This is a genomic window from Streptomyces sp. NPDC048172 (assembly GCF_043202595.1).
Taxonomy (GTDB): Bacteria; Actinomycetota; Actinomycetes; order Streptomycetales; family Streptomycetaceae; genus Streptomyces.
This window is the reverse complement of sequence record NZ_JBIDAT010000006.1, coordinates 310,839-332,171: the sequence shown is the minus strand read 5'-3', so window position 1 is coordinate 332,171 and position 21,333 is coordinate 310,839. Positions and strand designations below refer to the sequence as shown.

At 72.1% G+C, this 21,333-nt stretch carries 15 protein-coding genes; 11 read left to right on the top strand and 4 right to left on the bottom strand.

The features are described 5' to 3' along the window. The first annotated feature begins 23 nt into the window (after nucleotides 1-23). Nucleotides 24-443, top strand: a complete 420-nt coding sequence (locus ACGF3A_RS27220) for a winged helix-turn-helix transcriptional regulator (RefSeq protein WP_393732959.1) — start codon at nucleotides 24-26, stop codon at nucleotides 441-443. On the opposite strand, the gene ACGF3A_RS27215 is transcribed toward ACGF3A_RS27220, so the two are convergent. Together ACGF3A_RS27215 and ACGF3A_RS27210 are read right to left on the bottom strand one after the other, a co-directional pair. Then, the gene (locus ACGF3A_RS27215) at nucleotides 428-1,645 is read right to left on the bottom strand and encodes an acyl-CoA dehydrogenase family protein (RefSeq protein WP_393732958.1); all 1,218 of its coding nucleotides are present in this window, start codon (nucleotides 1,643-1,645) and stop codon (nucleotides 428-430) included. The two genes, ACGF3A_RS27220 and ACGF3A_RS27215, sit on opposite strands and share 16 nt — an antisense overlap. 47 nt (nucleotides 1,646-1,692) lie before the next feature. Continuing rightward, on the bottom strand, nucleotides 1,693-3,390 hold the full coding sequence (locus ACGF3A_RS27210) for an AMP-binding protein (RefSeq protein ID WP_393732957.1): 1,698 nt from the start codon (nucleotides 3,388-3,390) through the stop codon (nucleotides 1,693-1,695). Between the two features lie 105 nt (nucleotides 3,391-3,495). Between ACGF3A_RS27210 and ACGF3A_RS27205 the strand changes: the two genes are divergently transcribed. The 3 genes from ACGF3A_RS27205 to ACGF3A_RS27195 all read left to right on the top strand — a co-directional run bounded on the left by ACGF3A_RS27205 (nucleotide 3,496) and on the right by ACGF3A_RS27195 (nucleotide 6,084). Continuing rightward, the gene (locus ACGF3A_RS27205; protein ID WP_393732956.1) at nucleotides 3,496-4,431 is read left to right on the top strand and encodes a response regulator transcription factor; all 936 of its coding nucleotides are present in this window, start codon (nucleotides 3,496-3,498) and stop codon (nucleotides 4,429-4,431) included. Between the two features lie 171 nt (nucleotides 4,432-4,602). Further along, entirely contained in the window at nucleotides 4,603-4,878 is a 276-nt protein-coding gene (locus ACGF3A_RS27200) for a hypothetical protein (RefSeq protein WP_393732955.1), read from the top strand. A 192-nt stretch (nucleotides 4,879-5,070) separates the two neighbouring features. Continuing rightward, nucleotides 5,071-6,084, top strand: a complete 1,014-nt coding sequence (locus ACGF3A_RS27195) for a LacI family DNA-binding transcriptional regulator (RefSeq protein ID WP_393732954.1) — start codon at nucleotides 5,071-5,073, stop codon at nucleotides 6,082-6,084. Nucleotides 6,085-6,095: 11 nt separating this feature from the next. On the opposite strand, the gene ACGF3A_RS27190 is transcribed toward ACGF3A_RS27195, so the two are convergent. Continuing rightward, nucleotides 6,096-7,943: a heparinase II/III family protein gene (locus ACGF3A_RS27190; protein ID WP_393732953.1), complete on the bottom strand. Its 1,848-nt coding sequence runs from the start codon at nucleotides 7,941-7,943 to the stop codon at nucleotides 6,096-6,098. A gap of 36 nt (nucleotides 7,944-7,979) precedes the next feature. Next, entirely contained in the window at nucleotides 7,980-8,996 is a 1,017-nt protein-coding gene (locus ACGF3A_RS27185) for a hydroxyacid dehydrogenase (protein ID WP_393732952.1), read from the bottom strand. Nucleotides 8,997-9,198: 202 nt separating this feature from the next. Between ACGF3A_RS27185 and ACGF3A_RS27180 the strand changes: the two genes are divergently transcribed. The 7 genes from ACGF3A_RS27180 to ACGF3A_RS27150 are packed head-to-tail and all read left to right on the top strand — an operon-like array spanning nucleotide 9,199 to nucleotide 21,009. After that, nucleotides 9,199-10,158 (top strand): carbohydrate ABC transporter permease, encoded by a 960-nt coding sequence (locus tag ACGF3A_RS27180; protein ID WP_393732951.1) that lies wholly within the window; start codon nucleotides 9,199-9,201, stop codon nucleotides 10,156-10,158. Next, a complete protein-coding gene (locus tag ACGF3A_RS27175; RefSeq protein ID WP_393732950.1) occupies nucleotides 10,142-11,107 on the top strand; it encodes a carbohydrate ABC transporter permease in 966 nt (321 codons plus the stop codon). The genes ACGF3A_RS27180 and ACGF3A_RS27175 overlap by 17 nt, the downstream gene beginning before the upstream one ends. Nucleotides 11,108-11,157: 50 nt before the next feature. Further along, a complete protein-coding gene (locus ACGF3A_RS27170; RefSeq protein ID WP_393732949.1) occupies nucleotides 11,158-12,621 on the top strand; it encodes an ABC transporter substrate-binding protein in 1,464 nt (487 codons plus the stop codon). Between the two features lie 9 nt (nucleotides 12,622-12,630). Continuing rightward, on the top strand, nucleotides 12,631-15,897 hold the full coding sequence (locus tag ACGF3A_RS27165; RefSeq protein ID WP_393732948.1) for a right-handed parallel beta-helix repeat-containing protein: 3,267 nt from the start codon (nucleotides 12,631-12,633) through the stop codon (nucleotides 15,895-15,897). After that, nucleotides 15,897-17,600, top strand: a complete 1,704-nt coding sequence (locus ACGF3A_RS27160; protein ID WP_393732947.1) for a hypothetical protein — start codon at nucleotides 15,897-15,899, stop codon at nucleotides 17,598-17,600. The genes ACGF3A_RS27165 and ACGF3A_RS27160 overlap by 1 nt, the downstream gene beginning before the upstream one ends. 56 nt (nucleotides 17,601-17,656) lie before the next feature. Further along, entirely contained in the window at nucleotides 17,657-19,978 is a 2,322-nt protein-coding gene (locus ACGF3A_RS27155; protein WP_393732946.1) for a beta-galactosidase, read from the top strand. 29 nt (nucleotides 19,979-20,007) lie between these two features. After that, nucleotides 20,008-21,009, top strand: coding sequence for an acetylxylan esterase (locus ACGF3A_RS27150; RefSeq protein WP_393732945.1), 1,002 nt, complete (start codon nucleotides 20,008-20,010; stop codon nucleotides 21,007-21,009). Nucleotides 21,010-21,333 lie beyond the last annotated feature (324 nt).

Here is a 21,333-nt window from a genome sequence, read left to right as displayed (position 1 = left end):
AGACGACGTTAGGAGGGCCGCTCGTGGCTCACCAAGCAGTAGGTCACGGCCACGATCACGGCCACGGTCACGACGGGGCGGGGCTGCTGGACGCCTGCCCGGGGCCGGACCCCGGGCCCGGCCCGGACTGTCCCGTGGAGGTCACGCTCGCCGCGCTGCGCGGCCGGTGGACGCCGCTGGTGCTGCGCGAGTTCCTGCACAGCGGGACCCGCGGCTACTCCGAGCTGGCGCAGGCGCTGCCCGCCCTCTCCGACAAGGTGCTCTCCGAACGGCTGGCCCAGCTCACGCGGGCAGGGGTGCTGGTGCGCGAGCGGACCGCCGGCTGGCCGCCGCGCGTCACGTACACCCTCACCCGGCGCGGCCGCGACCTGGATGCCGTGCTGCGGATCATGTGGGACTGGGGAGCCGGTGGGGAGCAGGCAGCGGATCAGGCCCGGACGTGAGTGGCGGGGCCGGGCGCCGAGTTGGCCAGGTCGCGGCTGATGACCAGGCGCTGGATCTGGTTGGTGCCCTCGAAGATCTGCATGACCTTCGCCTCGCGCATGTACCGCTCGACGGGGAAGTCACGGGTGCAGCCCGCGCCGCCGAGGACCTGTACGGCCTCGGTGGTGACCCGCATCGCCGCGTCGGTGGCGACGAGTTTGGCGATGCTGGCCTGGCGGCCGTACGGCAGTCCGGCGTCCTTGAGCCGGGCCGCGGCCAGCACGGTCGCCCGGGAGGAGGCGACCGCGGCCTCCATGTCGGCGAGGAGGAAGGCGATGCCCTGGTGGCCGACGATCTTCCGGCCGAAGGTCTCCCGCTCCCGGGCGTACGCGAGCGCGTCGTCCAGCGCGCCCTGCGCGAGCCCGACGGCGACCGCGGCGATGCCGAGGCGCCCGGCGTCCAGGCCCTCCAGCGCGATGGCCAGCCCCTGGCCCTCCTCACCGATCAGCCGGTCCTCCGGTACGCGGACGTCGTCGAAGCGCATGGTCGCGGTGGCCGAGCCGGTCAGCCCCATCTTGCGCTCCGGGGGATCGGCTTCGAGGCCCGGCGCTTCGGCCGGTACGAGGAAGCAGGAGACGCCCCGGGCGCGGTCGGCGGAGGTACGGGCCATGACCGTGTAGAAGTCCGCGTGCCCGCCGTGCGTCGTCCACGCCTTCGCGCCGCGCAGCACGTACGCGCCACCGCCGTCGCCGTTCCCGCTCTCGTCCCCGCTCTCGCCCCCGCCCTCGCGCCCGGCCCGGCTGGTCATCGCGGCCGGGTCCGAACCGGCGTGCTCCTCCGACAGGCAGTAGGCGCCCAGCCGGTCGCCGTTCAGCAGCTCCGGCAGATGGCGTTCGCGCTGCGCCTCGGTGCCGTGCGTGGCCAGCGGGAAGCAGGACAGGACGTGCACGCTCATGCCGACGGCGACGCTCGCCCAGCGGGCCGCGACCTCCTCGACGACCTGGAGGTAGACCTCGTACGGCTGTCCGCCGCCGCCGTAAGCGGCCGGGTACGGCAGGGCGAGGAGCCCGGAGCGGCCCAGGGTGCGGAACACGTCGCGGGGGAAGCGCTCCGCCGCCTCGTGCTCCGCGGCGCGCGGCCGCAGCAGTCGCTCGGAGATCTCGCGCGTCAGGCCGAGCAGGTACGCGGCCTCTTCGGTCGGCAGCAGCCGGGAGACGGGCATGGCAGACGAACTCCTGGTCCTGGTCCTGGTAGTACCTCGTACGGGCGTCACCGGCCGCCCAGCTCCCTGCGGCGCCGGTCCCGCAGCACGTAGCGCTGGATCTTCCCGCTGGGAGTCTTGGGCAGCCCGTCGGCGAAGTGGACGGCGCGCGGGTAGGCGTGGGCGGCGAACCGGGTCTTGACCAGATGCTGCAGCTCCCTGACGAGGACGTCGTCACCGACCGTGCCCTGGCGGAGGACGACGAAGGCTTCGAGTACCTCGCCGCGCAGCGCGTCGGGCACCCCGACGACCGCGGCGTCGGCGACCTGGTCGTGCTGGAGCAGCGCGCTCTCGACGTCGAAGGGCCCGATGCGGTACCCGGCCATGATGATGACGTCGTCGTCCCGGGAGGAGAAGGAGAAGTATCCGTCCTCGTCGCGGGTTCCGGCGTCGCCGGTCAGGTACCAGCGGCCGTCGGCGGAGAAGCGTTCGGCGGTCTTCCGGGGGGAGTCGGTGTAGCCGGAGAACCACATGAGCGGACTGTCGGCCACCCGGAGCGCGACCCGCCCCGGCGTACCGGCGGGGGCGGGCTCGTCGCGGTCGTCCCGCAGGACCTCCGCCGACCAGCCGGGCAGCGGCCGGCCCATCGAGCCGGGCCGGACGGGGGCGCGTACGGCCTCTGCCCACCCGTTGACGATGACCATGCCGTGCTCGGTCTGCCCGTAGTGGTCGCGCACGGGGACGCCGAACGTCTTCTCGGCCCAGCTGATCACCTCGGGCGTGAGCGGCTCACCGGCCGAGGAGGCGGTACGCAGCCGCAGTCCGTCGGGCGCGGGCTCCGGGGCGCCGCGCAGGCTGCGGTAGGCGGTGGGCGCCGCGGCGAAGTTCGTGACCCCGAACTCCTCCATCACCCGCCAGGTCAGCGCGGGGGAGAAGCCGGAGTGCAGCAGCAGGCTGCGGCGGCCCGCGGCGAGGGGGCCGAGGAGGGCGTAGTAGAGGCCGTAGGCCCAGCCGGGGTCGGCGGCGTTCCAGAACACGTCGTCGGGCCTGACGTCGAGGCCGTACTCCAGATACGCCTGGAACGAGGCCAGCGCCTTGACCGGGACCGGCACGCCCTTGGGCGAGCCGGTGGTGCCGGACGTGAACAGCTGGACGAGCGGCGCCTCCCCGCCGAGCACCGCGGCCCGGCCCTCCGGCTCGTCGCCGCTGTACGCGCCGAGCAGCCGGTCGAACGAGAGGTCGCCGTCGCCCGGTTCGCCGCCCACGACCACGACCCGCCACGGGGGAACGGCGGGCATCTCGTCGCCGGGCGCGAGCTTGCTCCGCTGGTCGGCGTCGACCACGACGGCCTTCGCCGAGCTCGCCCTCAGGCGCAGCGCGAGCGCGGGCGGCGCGAAGGCGGTGAACAGCGGTACGTGCACGGCCCCGCGCCGCCAGATGCCCAGCAGCGCCACGGCCAGCTCGGCCGACTTCCCCATCAGGACGGCGACCTTGTCCCCCGGCCCGATGCCGATACCGGCCAGCGCGGCGGCGAAGCGCGCCGACTCCCGGCGGAGGGTGCCGTAGGTGAGGTCGCGGGACGACAGGTCGGCCTCGACGACGGTGAAGGCCACGGCGTCGGCGGGATGGCGGTCGCAGAGCAGCTCCGCGGCGCACGCCCGCGGCGAACCGGAATACGACATCAGTTCGCGGACCCGGTCCGGTACGGCCGTGGGGTCCGCGACATCCCCGAGCTCACCGGCGGTTTGACCGATGCTGGTCACCATCAGCACCTTCCTCGCAGAGTTGGCCGACGCTTTGCGGCGGGGTCACGTCGACCTATGCTCCGGGTCACACGGATGGCCGACTACCCCCGGAAAGGGGCAGGGGCAATGGCGAGGGAGCCGAACGCGGACATGCACGCGGGCATGCACGCGGACATGTCGATGCGTCCCGACGACGGCGACGCCTTCCGGCAGGCCCTGCGACTGGCCCAGCGGCGCTCCGACCTCCCCATGGCCTTCGGCGGTCCCGTCCGGGGCGAGGTCCTCCACCTGACCCAGCACCTCGGCCTGCAGACCTCCGGCCTGCGCGGACTCCCCGTCCACGCCGCGACCGGGCTGGGCGGCCAGGTCCTCGTGGAACGCCGCCCCGCCGCCGTCGCGGACTACGGCTCTGCCGACTCCATCACCCACGACTACGACGCCCCCGTCCTCACCGAAGGCATCCGCTCCGTCGTCGCCGTCCCCGTCGTCGTCTCCGGCGCGGTGCGCGGGGTGCTGTACGGCGCGTCCCGCGGCGTCGCGCCGGTCGGGGAGCGCGCGACCGACACGATGGTCGGCGCCTCCCGCCAGCTGGCGCGCGAACTCGCCGTACGGGACGAGGTCGACCGGCGGCTCAGGCTCCGCCAGGCGGCGGAGACCGGACCGGGCCACGGCCCACGCCACGGCGCGGGCCACGAGCCGGGCGCGGGCTGCGGCATGAGCCACGACGCCGCCGAGGAGCTCCGCGAACTCCACGCGGACCTGCGGGCCCTCGCCCAGTCCGTGGACGACGAGACGCTGCGCGGACAGCTCCTGGACGCCACCCGGCGCCTGGCCGGACTCGGCGCCCCGCGCGAACCGGAGCCCCGCACCGCGCTGGCACCCCGCGAGCTGGACGTCCTCGCCCAGATCGCCCTGGGCTGCAGCAACGCCGAAGCGGCGGCACGCCTCTCGCTGCGCCCCGAGACGGTCAAGGCGTATCTGCGCAGCGCCATGCGCAAGCTCGACGTCCGCACCCGTTACGAGGCGGTGGTCACCGCCCGCCGTCGCGGGCTGCTTCCCTGACCGTCCGCCCCTCGCGGGTGTACGGGCCCGAGTGCGCCGCGCGCGCTCCTCGTTCGCTTCCCGCTCCCTGCCGCTCACCGCGTCACCCGATCCCCGCATGGGCACTTTCGGTAACGGATCAACTCCACCGAGTCATCAGTCGACTCGGCTCGTCGTCCGGAAGGAACCTTGATGCTCAAGCGTCTCGCCGTTGTCCTCAGCGGCCTCGCCCTCGCCCTCGGCGGTGCCGTGACCCTCGCGCCCGCCGTCCAGGCGACTCCGCAGGGCTGCTTCTACCACGTACTGGAGCGGCATCCCGGCGCGGACACCGCAGTGGTCGAACGGGCCTGTCTCCTCGGGGCCGAGGGCAGCCCGGAGGCCGTCCAGGCCTGCTACTTCGAGATGCGGAAGGACTACATCCCCGCGCAGCTCGCCCACGAGGCCTGCCGCCGCGCGAGCCAGCGGTAACGAGCCGCGAGGGCAGGCGCCCGGCCGTGGGCACGCACCGTGTCCGCGGCCGGATAGCCTGGGCCGCGTGAACCCTCTGCCATGACGTTGACGAACCGGCGTCGATGAAACGTATCATCGGTCGCATCCGCAGGTCAGCGAGGAGCAGATCGGCGGAGTGCGGGTTCGTGGCGGTCGAGGAGGTACGCGGCGTTGGTCAGCATCAGGGAGGTCGCCGAGCGGGCGGGCGTCTCCGTGGGGACGGTGTCGAAGCACCTGAACGCCCCGCACCGCGTCGCCCCGGAGACCGCGAAGCGGATCCGGCGCGCGATCAAGGATCTCGGGTACGTGCGCAACGAGGCGGCCCGGCAGCTGAGGGCGGGGCAGAGCAACACGCTCGCGTTCGTCGCGCTCGAACTCCGCAACCCGTTCTTCGGCGAGGTGGCGCACGCCGTGGAGCGGCGCGCCGCGGAGGCAGGTCTCTTCCTCGTGCTCGCCAGCAGCGACGGCGATCCGGTGCGGGAGTCGCAGTACATCGACATGTTCGTCCAGCAGCGGGTGCGCGGGCTCATCCTGGCCTCCGGGACGACGCGGGACGCGGACCTCGAACTGCTCGCGGCACGCGAGATCCCGACGGTGCTCGTCGACGCGTACGGCTCGTCGGACCGCTTCTCGTCCGTCTCCGTCGACGACGTGCTGGGCACCCGGCGCGCGGTGACGCACCTGATCGAACAGGGCTGCCGCTCGATCGCGTTCGTGGGCGGCCCCGACACGGTCCGGCAGATCGGCGAACGGATCGAGGGCGCCCGGCAGGCGGTGGAGGCCCACCCCGGGGTGCGGTTCGAGGTGCTGCCGACCGGGGAACGGACCGTCGCCGCCGGGCAGCACGCGGGGGAGGCCCTCGCCGCGCGCCGGGCCGACGAGCGCCCCGACGGCATCGTCGCGGCGAACGACTCGGTGGCCGTCGGCCTCGTGCAGTCCTTCGGCGAGCGGCCCGGCCTGCGCATCCCCTCCGACATCGCGCTCGTCGGCTACGACGACATGGAGTTCGCGGCGACCACGCTGGTGCCGCTCACGACCGTACGGCGCCCGCGCGACATGTTCGGCCGCACCGCGGTCGACCTGGTCCGGGACCAGGCCGAGGCGGAGGGCAGACTGCCGGTCCGCTCCATCGTGATCCAGCCGGAACTGGTCGTACGCGCCAGCTCGTTGCGCCGAAGCGGCTGAGTGACTGAGCGTCAGCCGCCTCGTACGGGCTCGGCGCGCAGCGTGAGATCGGCCTCGGCGGCGGTGCGCAGCAGGTCCAGGCTGCGGACCGGCGTGGCGGTCCCGTCATGGGACACGTGGGCGTGCTCCCGCACCCGTGCCTCCCAGGCGTCCGCGTCGTACGACAGCCGCAGCGCGGCCCGGCTGCCCTGGACCAGGGCGCGGCCCGGGGCCTCCAGGGTGATCGGGGCGAAGGACATGAAGCGTTCGGTGATCTCGACGGGCGCTGCGGCGGTGAGGCGGTCGCGCAGCACGAGGCTGCCCCCGGAGAAGGCGAACTCGCGGACGAGGGAGGTCAGCGCGGGCACCGGGTAGGCGCGGGCGAGGTCGAGCCGGAACAGGGTCCGCCGCGCGGTCCGTTCGGCGGCGAGGACCTCGGCGGCGGCGTCCCGTGACGCGCGCTGGGGCGTGCCGTCGAGCAGGGGGACGCTGTGGCCCTGCGAGCCGGTGCACAGGATGTCGTAGCGGCCGGGGCCGAAGTACTGGGCCGAGTAGAAGCCCTGGCCGAGCTCGGCCAGGAGCGGTTCGCCGTCGACGGCCAGGACGAAGCTGCCGACGTCGTTGTGGTTGTGCAGCTCGTCGTTGTGGCCGCCCTTCGCGGCGAACGCCACCTCGTGCCCGCCCGTACGGGTGCGCGTACGGGCGATCATCCACTGCACGTCGGGGAGGTAGCCGCCGGGCTCGGGGGCGGTGTGCGCGGACGGCTCGGGGCCGGACTCGGACTCGTGCGCCCAGACCAGGGAGCGCAGGGCCGTCGGCCACGAGCCCATGGTGTTGACCGGCTCCGTCCTCAGGCGGTCCGGCGGGGGCGGGGGGAGGGCGGGGAAGCGCCGCCTCAGACACGCGGCCAGCCCGGGGTCGAGGGTGCTGTGCGGCGGGCTGTCGGAGAACGCGGCGGTGGCCGTGCCGGAGAGGAAGACGCGCTCCGGGAAACGGGCGATGCGCTCCAGCTTGCCCGGGGGGACGTCGAGTTCGGCGAAGAGGTCGACGCGGCCCGCCGTACGCCGGTGCAGCGCGTCCGCGTAGACGGTGAAGAAGCCGAACCCGTAGCTCCAGTAGGCGAGCCCCTCGGGGCAGGCGCCGTCGTCGCCGTATCCGGTCAGGAAGCAGCGCATGGCCTCGGTCATCCGGGAGGTGATCAGAGCCAGCTCGGCTTCGGCGTCCTCGTCGTCGAGGAGGTGGAGCGCGGCCATTCCCACGGAACCGCCGCACACCGCCGACCAGTTCGTCCGCGCCGTCTCCCACCAGGGCGCGGGGTGGTCCAGGAGCGGGCGCAGGACGCGGCGGGTCACCTCGTCGCGGATCCGCGCGGCGACCAGCGGGTCCAGCCGGTCGGCGAGGAGATGGCGCAGCTCGGCCAGGGTGAAGGCGGTCTCGGCGGCGAACAGGTCGATCTGCTCGGCGTGCGGGCGCGGCGGCCGGGGGTCCGTCAGCCCTTCGAGGTGCGCGGGCAGGGCCCAGGCGTACTCGTCGCAGACGGCCCAGATCAGGTCCTCCAGCGGCCCCAGGCACCGGCGCCCCTCCCCGTCCGGCTCGCTGAGCGCGGTGAGGGCGAGGTCGGTGAGCCGGTTGCGGCGCCTGCGGAAGTACACGTCCTGGAACGGGGCCCGCGCGCCGTCCTCCGCGTAGCGCCGGTACAGGGAGAACGGCAGCGGCTCGACGGGCGCGTCCGCCCATGCCTCGGCGCGTGCGGCGACCGCCTTGAGGGCCGGGCCGCCGAGGGGAGAGGCGCGCACGCGGTCCCAGAGCTCGGGGGAGCGGTATCCGGCGATCAGATCCTCGCGCCGCCCGGCCCGCAGGGCCTCGGCCATGTCGTGCATGCGCGTTCCTTTTCTGGAGGGGGCGGGGACGTGTCCCTACGCCGTACGGGAGAACTGTTCCTGGCCGACCGGGTGGGCGAGCGGCTCTCCTCGCGTGAGGCGTTCCACCTCGCGGACGGCGCCGTCGCCGAGGCGGCGCAGCTCGTTGCCCGCCGAGCCCGCGGTGTGCGGGGTCAGTACGGCGTTGGGCAGGGTCCACAGCGGCGAGGAGGGCTCCGGCACCTCGGGCTCCGTGACGTCGAGCACGGCGTGGATCCGGCCCGAGGCCAGCTCCGCGACCAGCGCGTCCTGGTCGACGAGCGCGCCACGGGCGGTGTTGACGAACGTGGCCCCGTCGGGCAGCAGCCGCAGGCGGTCGGCCGTGATCATCCCCCGGGTGGTGTCGAGCAGCGGGGCGTGCAGGGAGACGACGGAGCAGCTCGCCATCAGCTCGTCGAGCGAGGCGGACCGGGCGCCGAGCCGCGCCGCCTCCGCCTCGTCGGCGTACGGGTCGTGGAGCAGCACCTCCATGTCGAAGGGGCGGAGCAGCTCGCAGACCCGGCGGCCGGTGCGGGAGGCGCCGACGATGCCGACGCGCAGCCCGTACGTGCCGCGCCCGGCGGGCAGTTCGGACTCGTCCGGCGCCGCGCGGCGCCTGCGGTAGGTGTGCTGGGCGGCGAAGTGCGCCTTGCCGCCGAGCAGGATCATCGCGAGCGCGTACTCGGCGACGGGCCGCGCGTTGTTGTCCGCCTGCGAGGAGACGGCCACTCCGGCGGCGAGGTCCGCGTCGTCCACCAGCGTGCGGACGCTGCCCGCCGTGTGCACCAGGGCGCCGAGGCGCGGGGCGAGTTCGCGCAGGGCGCGGCCTCCCGTGGTGGTTCCCCAGCCGGAGACGAGGACGTCCGCCTCGCGGAGCATCCGGGCGGCGCCCGGGTCCGTGAGATCGCCGCCCGCCGGGCTGATCCGGACATCGGCGCACCGTTCGAGCCGTTCCCAACTCCGGTGGCCGAACAGGCGGTTGCGCAGATCGTCCCGAAGGGCGACCACGGCGGTCCAGCGGGTGAATCGATTCATCCTCGTGACGCTAAGCCGCGCAAGGGGGAGCGTCAAGGAGTTGAGCGGGAACAGGAGGTTACCGAAGTTTTCTCGGCTCACTTTGTTGACGCGCGGATCACCCGAGAGCTAGCTTCCCGGAAACCTGAGTGAAACCTTTCACCCTCACGGTGCGGACCTGACCCTCCGGCCGGAGCCGCGCCGTAAAGGAAGGAATCGAGCCATGGCGAGTCCCGTCGCGGAGCGGACAGCCCCCGCCCCGACGCCGCAGTTGCAGAAGGGGGAGGCACGGCGCAGGCGCCGCTTCCCCTGGTTCGTCTACGTCGGCCTGCTGCCCCTGTTCGCGCTGCTGGGCGTGCTGGCCTACTATCCGGCGGTCAGCGGCATCTACCACTCGTTCTTCGACTGGCGGCCCGGCTTCGACTCGCCGTTCGTGGGCCTGGAGAACTACCGCACCATGTTCGCCGACGAGCTGTGGTGGGACTCGTTCAAGAACCTGGGATACATCTTCCTGGTCAGCGTCACGGTGATGTGGTTCTTCCCGCTGCTCGCCGCCGAGCTGGTGATCAGCCTCAAGAGCGAGCGGCTCCAGTTCGTCTTCCGAACGGTGCTGATCTTCCCGCTCGCCTTCCCGGGCGTGGTGACGGTCCTGGTGTGGTCGTTCATCTTCGATCCCAACGACGGCATGCTCAACCAGGCGCTGAACGCGATCGGTCTCGACTCCCTCGCGCACAACTGGGTCGGCGACCCCGCGACAGCCCTCCCCGCGCTCCTCGTCATCGGCTTCCCCTGGGTGGCCAGCCTGCCGTTCCTGGTCTTCCTCACCGCGCTGCAGAACATCCCCAAGGAGGTCCTGGAGGCGGCCTCGCTCGACGGGTGCGGGCGGCTGCGGCGCGTCTTCAGCATCGACCTCCCGCTGATGGCGGCCCAGATGAAGCTGCTGTTCTTCCTGGCGACGATCTCCGTCCTGCAGTTCGGGTTCGCCGCCTACCTGGTGACCGGGGGAGGGCCCGACAACGCCACCCAGGTGCCGGTCCTCCGCATGATCGGCGTCGCCTTCGAGGGCAGCGACTGGGGCTACGCCGCCACCCTCTCCTCCACCCTCTTCGTCATCACCGCACTGCTCAGCGGCGCTCTCACGCTGATCCGCCGGAAGGAGAACTCCGATGTCCGAGCGCTCTGACGTGCTGACGGCGACGGTGAAGGGCCGGGGCGCGGAGCCCACGCGCCCGTCCGTACGGGCCGGGGACCACGACCGGGGCCGGGGCCGGGACGCGGGCGGGGCCGCCGCCGCGCGCAGGCGGGCCCGCGGAGGCCGGATCGGCCAGGGCGCCGTGATCCTGGTGCTCGGCGCGATCGCCCTGGTGGCGCTCTTCCCGTACCTGTTCATGTTCATGACGTCGTTCAAGACGAACGGGCAGTTCAACGACAGCTACTGGGTGCCGACCTGGCCGTTCCACCTGGAGAACTACAGCACGGCCTGGCAGCAGATCCAGCCGTACTTCATCACCTCGATCCTCGTCGCGCTCGCCGCGATCGTCGGCACCGTGGCGCTGTCGTCCGTCGCCGGATTCCTCTTCGCGCGCTACGAGTTCTTCGGCCGCCGCGTGCTGTACGCGATGGTCGTGATGCTGATGATGGTGCCGCCGGTGGCGAGCCTCATCCCGATGTTCGTGCTCATGCGCGACCTCGACCTGCTCAACACGACGACCGTGCTGATCCTGCCGCACATCGCGAGCAGCGTCGTCCTGGCGACGATCCTGATGCGGACGTTCGTCGCGCAGATCCCGCAGGAGCTCTTCGACGCCGCGCGGATCGACGGGGCGAACGGCCCCCGGATGTTCCGCTCCCTCGTGCTGCCGCTGTCGATGCCCGTCATCGGCACGGTCTCGCTGCTCACGGTCATCAGCGTGTGGAACGACTTCTTCTGGCCGCTGCTGGTCATCACCGAGGACAAGCTGCGCACCATCCCCGTCGGCCTCGCCTTCTTCAAGGGGCAGAACGCCACCGAGTGGGGGCCGCTCTTCGCCGGCTACACGCTGGCCAGCCTGCCCCTGCTGCTGCTCTTCACGTTCCTCTCCAAGTACTTCCTCGCCGGAGTCCAGGGCGGATTGCCCGGCACCGGCAAGTGACCGAAGTCCCCTCTGCTTCCCCCTCCTTCTCCTTCACGGAAGGCACTGTCATGCGCTCACGATTCCGCCGACCGAGCCGTACGAAGGGCGTGGCCTCGTGCGTCGCGCTCGGGCTCGCCGCGGTGGCCGCACTCTCCGGCTGCTCCAGCTCCGACAACGGCGTGGGTCCGGACGGCAAGGTCGAGATCACCATTGCCGGGCCCAACCAGTGGAACGACCAGTCCGGCAGCTTCGGCAAGCCCTGGGAGAAGCTCATCGCCAAGTTCGAGAAGGCGGAGCCGAAGATCAAGGTCAAGACGAACGTGCTGCCGCTGGCCGACTACCAGAAGACCCTCGGCACCCAGCTCTCCGCCGGTACGGCCCCTGAGCTGGTCTTCTACTCGGCCCCGCACCAGCCGCACATGGTGCACACGCTGGACGACGAGCTGAAGAAGCCGAACCCCTATGTCGACGGCAACAAGAAGTGGGCGTCCCTCTTCAACCCGAAGTACTACGGCCCCGGGAAGGGCATCAACGCCGAGGGCAAGAAGGAGTACCTGCCGTTCAACGTCGTCTCGACCGGCCTCTATTACAACGAGAAGGCCTTCGACAAGGCCGGGGTCAAGGCACCGGTGAAGACGTTCGACGACCTGATGAGCGCCTGCGGCAAGCTCAAGAGCGCCGGATACGCGCCGCTGGCGATGGACAGCTCGCCGAGCGGCGTGGGCTGGACGATCAAGACGATCTCCAACATGCTGCTCGACAAGTACTACGACAAGCTCAATGTCTTCGCGCCCGACGGCTCCAAGGGCAAGAACTCGGAGGTCACGGACAAGGCGCGGTACCGGGCGATCCTCAGCGGTGACCTCGACGCGACCAAGACCCCCGAGGTCGGCGAGTCGGTGAAGCTGCTCAAGCGGGTCTTCGACAAGTGCGCCACCAAGAACTGGTCCGGCATCACCCCGTCCTCGTCCTCCGTCGTGAACGTCCGCGACTTCAGCTCCGGCAAGGCCGCCATGGCCTGGGGCACCCCCTTCGGCTACGGGGCGCTCGCGGGGGTCAAGGGCAAGGTCTCCAGCATGCCCTTCCCGACGATCACGAAGGGCACCACCGAGCTGTCGTCCGACGCCCCCGCGCAGTTCGGCGCGGACGCGGGCGGCACCAGCTACATGATCCCCTCGACGGTGAAGGACGCGAAGTACGACGCCGCGCTGAAGTTCCTGCAGTGGATGAGCGTGCCCGAGCACACCCAGGACTGGCTGGACGCCACCGGCGCGCTGCCCGTCCTCAAGGGCGCGAAGGCGCCCGAGGCCACCAAGTCCATGGCCCAGGGCGTGTGGAGCGAGAAGATGCGGGTCGGCGGCCAGCCGGACGCGCCCAAGGGCGTCTCCGTGGTGAGCCTCTACGACGGCTATCTCCTCGGCTCGAAGTCGCTGGGCACGACCCTCAAGGCCCTCGACGCCTCCTGGCACAAGCTTGCCGAGGAACAGGTCAAGGCGCACGGCTGGGACGACGAGCCCTGGGCGAAGGGCTGAGGTGCCGCTGTGAGAAGGAATCGCGCACGCAGGACCGCACGCAGGACCACCGCCCTCGCCGTCGGTACGCTGCTGCCGCTGGCCGTGCTGCACCCCCAGTCGGCCGGCGCCGCGGAGGGCCGCACGTACTACGTGGACAACACCTCCGGCAGCGGCTGCAGTGACAAGCACCCCGGCACCAGCCCCGAGGCGCCCTGGTGCGGCTTCGCACCGGCCAACGACCACACCTTCGTCCCCGGCGACCGGCTGCTGCTGGCCCGCGGCGCCGTCTTCGGCGAGGGCCTCTCGGTCAAGGGGACGGGCAGTTCGGACGCGCCCGTCACGATCGACGCGTACGGGCAGGGGCCGCGCCCCCGCATCGTCAAGAACAGCCTCGACACCGGGGTCTTCCTGCACAACCCGTCGTACTGGACCGTCCGCAACCTCGACGTCGGCTCGTCCACGGGCGGCAAGGGCGACATGCGGTACGGCGTCCGGGCCAACTTCACCTCGCCCGGGCACAAGGGGCTGGTGTTCGAGAAGCTCAAGGTCCACGACTCCCGTGTCGCGGGTCTGCACCTCGTCAACAACGGCCCGTACACCACCACGCAGTCCGTGCTGCAGGGGCTGCGGATCAGCCGGGTCGAGAGCACCCGCAACGCGCACGGCATCGTGACCAGCACCAACAAGAGCGCCACCGACCTGCCGCCCAAGCGCGTGCCCGGAAAGAGCGGGGAGAACGCCTTCACCGATGTCGTCGTCGACCGGGTGCACCTGCACGACGACGACAACAACAACGGCGACCCGTCCAAGGTGCCCTCCCAGATCGACTCGGGCTGCCCGGACGGCCTCGCCCTCGGCAACGTCACGAACGCCGTCGTCACCAACTCCGTGCTGCGCAACGAGGCCGCGTGCCGTACGACGTTCGGCACGGCGGCGGTCTACCTCGGCTCGGCCAGGAACGTCCTGATCGCCAACAACATCGTCACCGACACCCCCAACACCGCGAACCCGGACATGGTCGCCATCGACCACGAGTCCAGGACCAGCAAGATCACCATCCAGGGGAACTACTTCGCCGACAACTTCGGCGGCGGCATCGAGTACCTGGCCATCCACGGCGCGGACGACTTCCACGAGGGCAACAAGGTCGTGGACAACGTCTTCTCCGACAACGGCGTCCAGTCCCACATCCCGTACCCCCCGGACGGCGCCATCGCGCAGCTCGGCGACGACATCCCCGTCGCGGCCGAGCTGAACGGCAACCTCTACCACGAGCCCTTCGGCTTCATGACCGCCAAGTCCGGCGGCGACGTCTCCCGCTTCACCCGCAGCAACAACGTCCCCGTCGCCGAGCGGGGCGACCTGGACCACGCGGCGGAGGACTTCGGCCCGCCCGGCGACCGTGACCGCGGACCGTGGACGTACACGGTGCGCGACGGCAAGAGGTGGAAGCAGCTGCCGTGGGACGCGAAGCGGAGCGCGTACACCAGCGCCGCCGGAACCGTCGACCGGTTCACCTCCACCGCCGGAACGGCCCGCACCTGGACGGCGCCGCGCGCCGGCACCGTCAACCTCCGCGGCTTCGCCCGGCCCACGGACCCGGACGGCAAGGCCACCGTCTCCCTCACCCGCAACGGCCGCCCGCTCGCCGGGCCGTGGCGCGACATCGGCTCCACGGGCCGGGCCACCAACGCCGACGACGTACGGGTGCGCGCCGGTGACGTCCTCCGCTTCGAGACGGCCCCGGGCAGTACGCCCGTGAGCTGGGCCCCCGCCGTCGGCTACTCGGCGAAGAGCCGGGCCGACGACGCGCCCGGCACCTGGTCGTTCGCCAAGAACGGCGACACGCAGGGGTGGACCAGCGACAAGCCGCTCACGGCGAAGCGCGGCAGGCTCGACGTGCGGGCGAGCGGCGAGGAGACCGGACTCAAGACGCCGGGCGACCTGGAGCTCAGGCCGAAGGACCGCTCCGCGCTCCGTATGCGACTCGACAACGACACCCGCGCGAAGAGCGGCAAGGTCACCTTCACCACCGCGGACGGCCGCACCGGCACCGTGCCCTTCCACCTCAACCCCGAGGAGCCCAAGGGCCTCGCCGCCGCCGACCGCGACGTCCTCGTCCCGCTGGGCGGTGACAAGGCGTGGGACGGCACCGTACGGCGGCTGGCCGTGAGCTTCACGGGGGCCGACGGGCGGATCTCCGTGGACCGCATCGGCTTCGACGACCCGCCCGCGAAGTCCTGGGACTTCACCGACGGCGCCGAGGGATGGACCTTCAACCCCGACGTGAGCAAGCCCTCGGCGGGCACCCCCGCCTCCGACGTGGTCGCCGACACCGACAACTCCCAGGGCACCTTCACCCAGCACGCCGACCTCGCGTGGACCCACACCCGTATGCAGACCTTCCGGGCCACCAAGGGGAGCCTCGCCCGGCTCGACCTGTGGGCGTACCGCAAGGGCGAGCCCACCGGCTCGCTGTTCCTGCGGGTCGTGCGGCTCAAGAAGGGCGGCACCGACACGGCCGACACGCTCTTCACCGGGTCCGTGGCCCCGGACCGCGTCTCCACCGGGGGCGGAATGGTCAGCGTCCACCCCAACCTGAAGGACCTGGACCCGGACGCGACGTACGCGGTGCAGATCGCCGCGCCGTACCAGACCCCGGGCGGCGGAACGTACGGCATCGGCTACAACGACGCCGGGCTCCACACCGAAGGGCGCGAGTACTACTCCGTGGACGCCAGCGGCTCCTGGCACGGGCCCGAGGGCGGCGGCAAGCGCAGCCTGCGGTTCCGCACCTTCGCCCTCGCCGACGGTGCCACAGCCCCGGCGCCCGCCGACGGGTACAAGGCCGCGCCGACGGCCGACGGCGAGGTGAGAGGCAAGAGCGGCTACGAACCCGCGCTGCTCTCGCCCGGCCGCCTGGGCCTCGACGCCGACAAGCACCGCTACGTCCGCGTCCGCATGAGCAACCCCGACAACCGGCCCACCGGCTATCTGCTCTTCACCACCGAGGACGAGCCGGAGTTCGACATCCCGAACGGCGGCTATCCCCCCACCAACGAGGCCGGGCTCAAGGGCATCGCGTTCTCCCTCGTCCCCGGCGCCGAACACACCGAGTACGTCCTGGACATGGCGACCGTGCCCGGCTGGAAGGGCACCGTCAGTCAGCTCAAGGTGCAGCCCTTCAACCGCTGGAACTACTACATGGGCAAGCCCACCAGCAGCTGGACCGGAGCAATCGACTCCGTCCGCGTCGACCGCACCGAGGCTGACCGTACCGAGGAAGGTCAATGATGACCCGCTCCCCGTGCACCCCCCTCCTGCTCGCCACCGCCCTGGCCGTGCTGCTGCCCGCCCTGACTCTCTCCGGACCCGCGCAGGCGGCGAGCGCCACGTACCACGTCGACAACCGCTCCGGCTCCGGCTGCTCCGACTCCGGGCCGGGCTCCGCGCAGCAGCCCTGGTGCACCTTCGCGCCCGTCAACGCCCGTACGTACGGCGCGGGGGACAGGATCCTGCTGGCGCGGGGCGCGGCATGGAAGGAGGCCATGAAGCTGCGCGGCTCCGGCACGGCCGCGGCGCCCGTCGAGGTCTCCGCATACGGAAGCGGGGTCAGGCCGCGGATCCTCAAGGGCACGGAGGACAACGGCATCAGCCTCTACAACCCCTCGCACTGGGCGGTGCGGAACCTGGAGATCGACGGGCGTGGCGCCAAGAAGCTGACCTACGGCGTCGTCGCCTCCTACAAGGGCGCGGAGGGCATCGGTCACGAGGGCCTGACCTTCTCCGGCCTCTACGTCCACCACACCCACATGGGCATCCGCGTCGGCGGAGACGCCGAACCGTCCAAGGACCAGTGGGCCGTCAAGGGCGTACGGATGCGCGACATCACCGGCAAGCACAACGGGGTGTCGATCGCCTTCGGCGACGACAAAGGACGGAAGCACTTCATCCAGGACACCGTCCTCACCGACCTCGCCCTGAACAACGACGACGGCACCCCCGACCCCCGCCCCGAGGAGTGCCCGAACTCCCTCACCCTGCAGTCCATGACCCGGGTGACCGTCATGGACTCGGTCGTCAGCCACGCCGGGGGCTGCCGGGTCACGACCGGCACCACCGGCATCTACCTCGGCCATGTCGCGGACGTCGACCTCACCAACAACATCGTCGCCTTCACCCAGCAGTCCGGCTCGCCCGACCAGAGCGGCGTCAACTACGAGGGCTGGACGGACGACGTGGCCGTCCGCGGCAGCCTCCTCACCGGCAACGTCCGCTGGGGCGTCGCCCTGCAGGACATCCACGCCGGCGGGCCGAACACCAGGGTCACCGTCGAGTCCAACGCGATCGTCGACAACGGACAGCCCCCCGTCGCCTCGCTCGGCGACGACACGCGGTCCGACGGGGTGATCCGCGGCAACCTGTGGAAGGGCGACAGCCTCACCACCACCGTCTCGGGCGGCAGCTTCGACAAGATCGCCGTCTCCGGCAACGCCGGGCCGACGGGGGAGGGCCGGGTCTGGTACGCGGCCCGGGACTTCGCCACCGGGCAGGGCCTCAACCAGTGGCGCTACCAGCACTCGCCCGACGGCGGCGCCACCTGGAAGGACCTCACCTACCAGAACGGCGACGGCTCCTGGCGGCCCTCCGCCGGAGCGCTGCCCGTGCTCAACAAGTGGCGCTGGCACCCGGTCGGAGGGAAGGGCCTGGTGGCCCGGACCTGGACCGCGCCGCGCGACGGCACGGTGGCGATCCGCGGCCAGGCCGCCAAGGCCGACCTCGGCGGCGACGGCGTACGTGTCCAGATCCGGCACGGCGACCGCCAGGTGCTCACCCCGCACGGCCTGAGCGGCGGCAACAGGGTCGGGATCCCCACCTCCGTCGACTCCCTGCCCGTCAAGGCGGGCGACACCCTCCGCTTCATCGTCGACCCGGGCGCCGCCGGGGACACCGCGCACGACACCACGAGCTGGGCCCCCGTGGTCGGTTACCTCTGAGCCCTCAGAGCACTCAGAGCCCCCCGACACCTCTGACCGAAGGACGCAACCGCAGCATGACGCACGACATCGGCATCGTCCACGACGCGCGGGACACCGCGCTCACCCTCCGCCGCGACCACCTCGCGCACTGGGGCGGCACGGACCCGCGGGGGCGGCGGCTCACCGCGAACAACTATTTCCTCGAACTCGACGGTGAGCCGCTGCCCCTGGTGGCGGGGGAGCTGCAGCTCCAGCGCTACCCCGCCGAGGAGTGGGAGCAGGGCATCCTCGCGCTCAAGAGCGCGGGCTGCACCATGGTCTCCTCGTACGTCTTCTGGAACCTGGTCGAGCCGCGCCCGGGGGAGTTCGACTTCTCCGGCGGCAACGACGTGCGGCGCTTCGCCGAGCTGTGCCATCGGCACGGTCTGCTCTTCTCGCCGCGCGTCGGCCCGTACAACAACGCGGAGTTCTCCGTCGGCGGCCTGCCGCCCTGGCTCTACGGCATGCCGCTGACCGAGCGCTCCAACGACCCGCGCTACCTGCGGCTCGTCGGCCGCTACTACGACCGGCTCGGCCAGCAGCTGTCCGGCCTGTACTGGCAGGACGGCGGCCCCGTCCTCCTCGTCCAGCTGGAGAACGAGCTCACCCACGCCCCCAACGACTGGCGCACCCTCTTCGGCTACACCGCCACCGACCACCGCGGCCCCACGGGCAAGGATTTCACCGCCCACATGGAGCGCCTGCGGCAGCTCGCGCTGGAGGCCGGGATCGACCCGCCGGTCTTCTCGATGACCGGCTGGGGCGCGGACACCGGGGAACCGCCCGCCGACACCTTCCTGGTGAGCTACGGCGGCTACATGGACCTGCACCCGAGGCCGCGCAACAGCGGGCTGACCGTCTTCGGCAGCCTGACCTACCCCTACCGGGGCCATCTCCCGGTGGCCTTCTGCGAACTGGGCGGCGGCTCCCCGACGCGCGCCGCCTACCGGCCCGTGACCGCGCCGGACGACGTCCTCGTCGGCGCCCTGTCCCGGCTCGGCACCGTAGAGACGATCATGCTCGGCTACTACATGATGCACGGCGGCACCAACCCCGTCCGCGGCGACTTCGGCTGGATGACGAAGGAACCGGAATTCTCGTTGCTGTCCTACGACTTCGGCGCCCCGGTCAGCGAGTACGGCGAGCGCCGCGCCCCCTTCTACCGCACCGCGCCGCTCAACCGCTTCGTCACCGAGTTCGGCCCCGACCTGGCCCACATGCGGGCCGTGCAGCCCGCCGAGCCGGTCACCGACCCCGAGGAGGACCGGCTGCGCACGGCCGTACGCTCGGACGGCACCTCCGCGTTCGTCCTCCTCGCCAACTACGGCAACCGCACGCCGCTCAGCGCCCGGGACGACGTGACCCTCGTCGTCGCCCTGGACGGCGGGGACGTCCGCTTCCCGCGCCGCGCCCCGCTCTCCGTCGCGTCCGGGGAATCGGCGATCCTGCCCGTCGAACTCGACCTGGGCGGCGGGATGACCCTCGTGTCCGCGACGGCGCAGCCGCTGGCCCGGCTCCGCGGCCACACGGTGTTCTTCCGGCCCGGCGAGGGCGACGTCGAGTACACGCTGCGCGGCGTCGAGGACACCCGGGTCAGCGGCGACGAGTCCGTCCTCGGCGAGCCGGACGGCGTCACCGTCGTCACCGGCGAGGGCTCCTTCACCGTCAACGAGACGCTCGGGATCGTCACGCTCAGCCGGGCGCAGGCCGAGCACAGCCAGGTCGCCGACGTGGCGGGCGAGCGCCGCCTCGTCACCAGCCCCGACGATCTGACGCTCGAAGGGGACACCGTCACCCTCAGCCGCCGGGTCCCCCTCGGCACCGACCCCGGCACCGACCCCGCGCCGTTCACCTGGTCGGTCCTCCCGGCGCCGGACGCGGTACGAGCGGGTGGCGAGGCCCTGCGCGCCGAGACGGCCGGTCCGCTGTTCCGGTACACGGCGGCGGCGCCGCGCCCCGCGCTTGGCCCGGATGTGGTCGAGGTGGAGAAGCTCTCGCCGTCCCGCTGGCTGCTGCGCGCGCCCGACGTGGACCCGGCGGACCCGGAGGAGCTCGCCGGGCTGTGGGCGGACGTCGACTACACGGGCGACCTGTGCCGGATGTTCGACGCGGGCACCGGAGCGCTGATCGGCGACGACTTCCACCACGGCGTCCCCTGGCGGGTGAAGCTCGGCCGCTTCCGCGCGGCCCTGGCCGGTGCCGGTCTCCAGCTGCGGGTCGAGCCGCGCGCGACGTCCGAACGTACCGCCGACGCCGAGGGGATCCTCCTGGACAGCCGCGAGGAGATCCACAGCTCCGCCGAGATCCACGCGGTACGGCTGTCGGCCGAGGTCGTCCAGCGGTTCGTCTGCCGCTGAGAACCCTTCCGAGGAGTGAGAGAGGTTTCATGCCCCAGTTCGATCTGCCGCTCGACCAACTGCGCGACTACCGGCCGGAGATAGCCGTACCCGACGACTTCGACACGTTCTGGGAGAAGACCCTCGCCGAGACCCGTTCACACTCGCTAGACGCCACCTTCGAGCCCGTGGAGACCGGCCTCGCGGGCGCCCGCGTGTGGGACGTGACCTTCGCCGGGTTCGGGGGCCACCCCGTCAAGGGCTGGTTCACCGCGCCCGCCGCCGCTTCCGCTACGGCGGAGGGCCCGCTGCCCCTGATCGTGCAGTTCCAGGGCTACAACGGCGGCCGGGGCCTGCCGCACTGCTGGTGCCTGTGGCCGCTGGCCGGATACGCGCACTTCGTCATGGACGTACGGGGCCAGGGCGGCGGCACCCAGGGCGCGGGCGGCAACGTCGGCGACACCCCGGACCCCGTCGGCTCCGGGCCGGCGCACGCCGGGTTCATGACGCGCGGCATCGAGGACCCGGAGTCGTACTACTACCGCCGGGTCTTCGCCGACGCCGTCCGGGCCGTCGAGACCGCCCGCTCCCATCCGCTGGCCGACCCGTCCCGCACGGTCGCGCTCGGCGCCAGCCAGGGCGGCGGCATCACCCTCGCCGTGGCCGGACTCGTCCCCGACCTCGCGGCCGTCTGCGTCGACGTGCCGTTCCTGTGCCACTTCGCCCGCGCGGTCACGCTCACGGACGCGCGGCCGTACGGGGAGATCGCGGGCTATCTGCGCATGCACCGCGGCAAGGAGGAGCAGGCGCTGCGCACCCTCTCCTACGTCGACGGCGCGAACTTCGCCGCGCGCGGCCGTGCGCCCGCGCTCTTCTCCGTCGGCCTGATGGACCAGGTCTGCCCGCCGTCCACGGTCTTCGCCGCGCACAACGCCTACGGCGGGCCCAAGGACATCGCGGTCTACCCGTTCAACGGGCACGAGGGCGGCGCCATGTTCCAGCAGGAGGCTCAGCTCGACTGGATCGGCCGTCAGGTCCGGCACCCCGCGTGAGCGGACCGCCGTAGCCGTAGCCCTGGGCCGAGTCCGGCGGATCGTGGTTGCCCTCGTCTCCGGGCTGGGCAGGGGCTGCCCCGTGCTGTTCGTTGCAGGCTGCGGCTGTCGTCGTGGGTTGGCGCGCAGTTCCCCGCGCCCCTAAAGGGCGCTCCCCGCGGCGCCCTCCAGCGGAGCGCCCGTCAGGGGCGCGGGGAACTGCGCGCGCAACCACCCACAACCCGCGGTCTGCGACGGACAGGCGGGGCAGCCCCTGCCCAGTGGCTACGGCAGAGGGCAACCATGATCCGCCGGACACGGCCCAACCGTGAACGACGCCGTCGC

What these genes read in the sequence shown, in the direction of transcription:
- ACGF3A_RS27215 (WP_393732958.1), bottom strand. Translation starts at nt 1,645, where the DNA reads ATGCCCGTCTCCCGGCTGCTGCCGACCGAAGAGGCCGCGTACCTGCTC.
- ACGF3A_RS27210 (WP_393732957.1), bottom strand. Translation starts at nt 3,390, where the DNA reads ATGGTGACCAGCATCGGTCAAACCGCCGGTGAGCTCGGGGATGTCGCG.
- ACGF3A_RS27205 (WP_393732956.1), top strand. Translation starts at nt 3,496, where the DNA reads ATGGCGAGGGAGCCGAACGCGGACATGCACGCGGGCATGCACGCGGAC.
- ACGF3A_RS27200 (WP_393732955.1), top strand. Translation starts at nt 4,603, where the DNA reads ATGCTCAAGCGTCTCGCCGTTGTCCTCAGCGGCCTCGCCCTCGCCCTC.
- ACGF3A_RS27190 (WP_393732953.1), bottom strand. Translation starts at nt 7,943, where the DNA reads ATGCACGACATGGCCGAGGCCCTGCGGGCCGGGCGGCGCGAGGATCTG.
- ACGF3A_RS27185 (WP_393732952.1), bottom strand. Translation starts at nt 8,996, where the DNA reads ATGAATCGATTCACCCGCTGGACCGCCGTGGTCGCCCTTCGGGACGAT.
- ACGF3A_RS27180 (WP_393732951.1), top strand. Translation starts at nt 9,199, where the DNA reads ATGGCGAGTCCCGTCGCGGAGCGGACAGCCCCCGCCCCGACGCCGCAG.
- ACGF3A_RS27175 (WP_393732950.1), top strand. Translation starts at nt 10,142, where the DNA reads ATGTCCGAGCGCTCTGACGTGCTGACGGCGACGGTGAAGGGCCGGGGC.
- ACGF3A_RS27170 (WP_393732949.1), top strand. Translation starts at nt 11,158, where the DNA reads ATGCGCTCACGATTCCGCCGACCGAGCCGTACGAAGGGCGTGGCCTCG.
- ACGF3A_RS27160 (WP_393732947.1), top strand. Translation starts at nt 15,897, where the DNA reads ATGACCCGCTCCCCGTGCACCCCCCTCCTGCTCGCCACCGCCCTGGCC.
- ACGF3A_RS27155 (WP_393732946.1), top strand. Translation starts at nt 17,657, where the DNA reads ATGACGCACGACATCGGCATCGTCCACGACGCGCGGGACACCGCGCTC.
- ACGF3A_RS27150 (WP_393732945.1), top strand. Translation starts at nt 20,008, where the DNA reads ATGCCCCAGTTCGATCTGCCGCTCGACCAACTGCGCGACTACCGGCCG.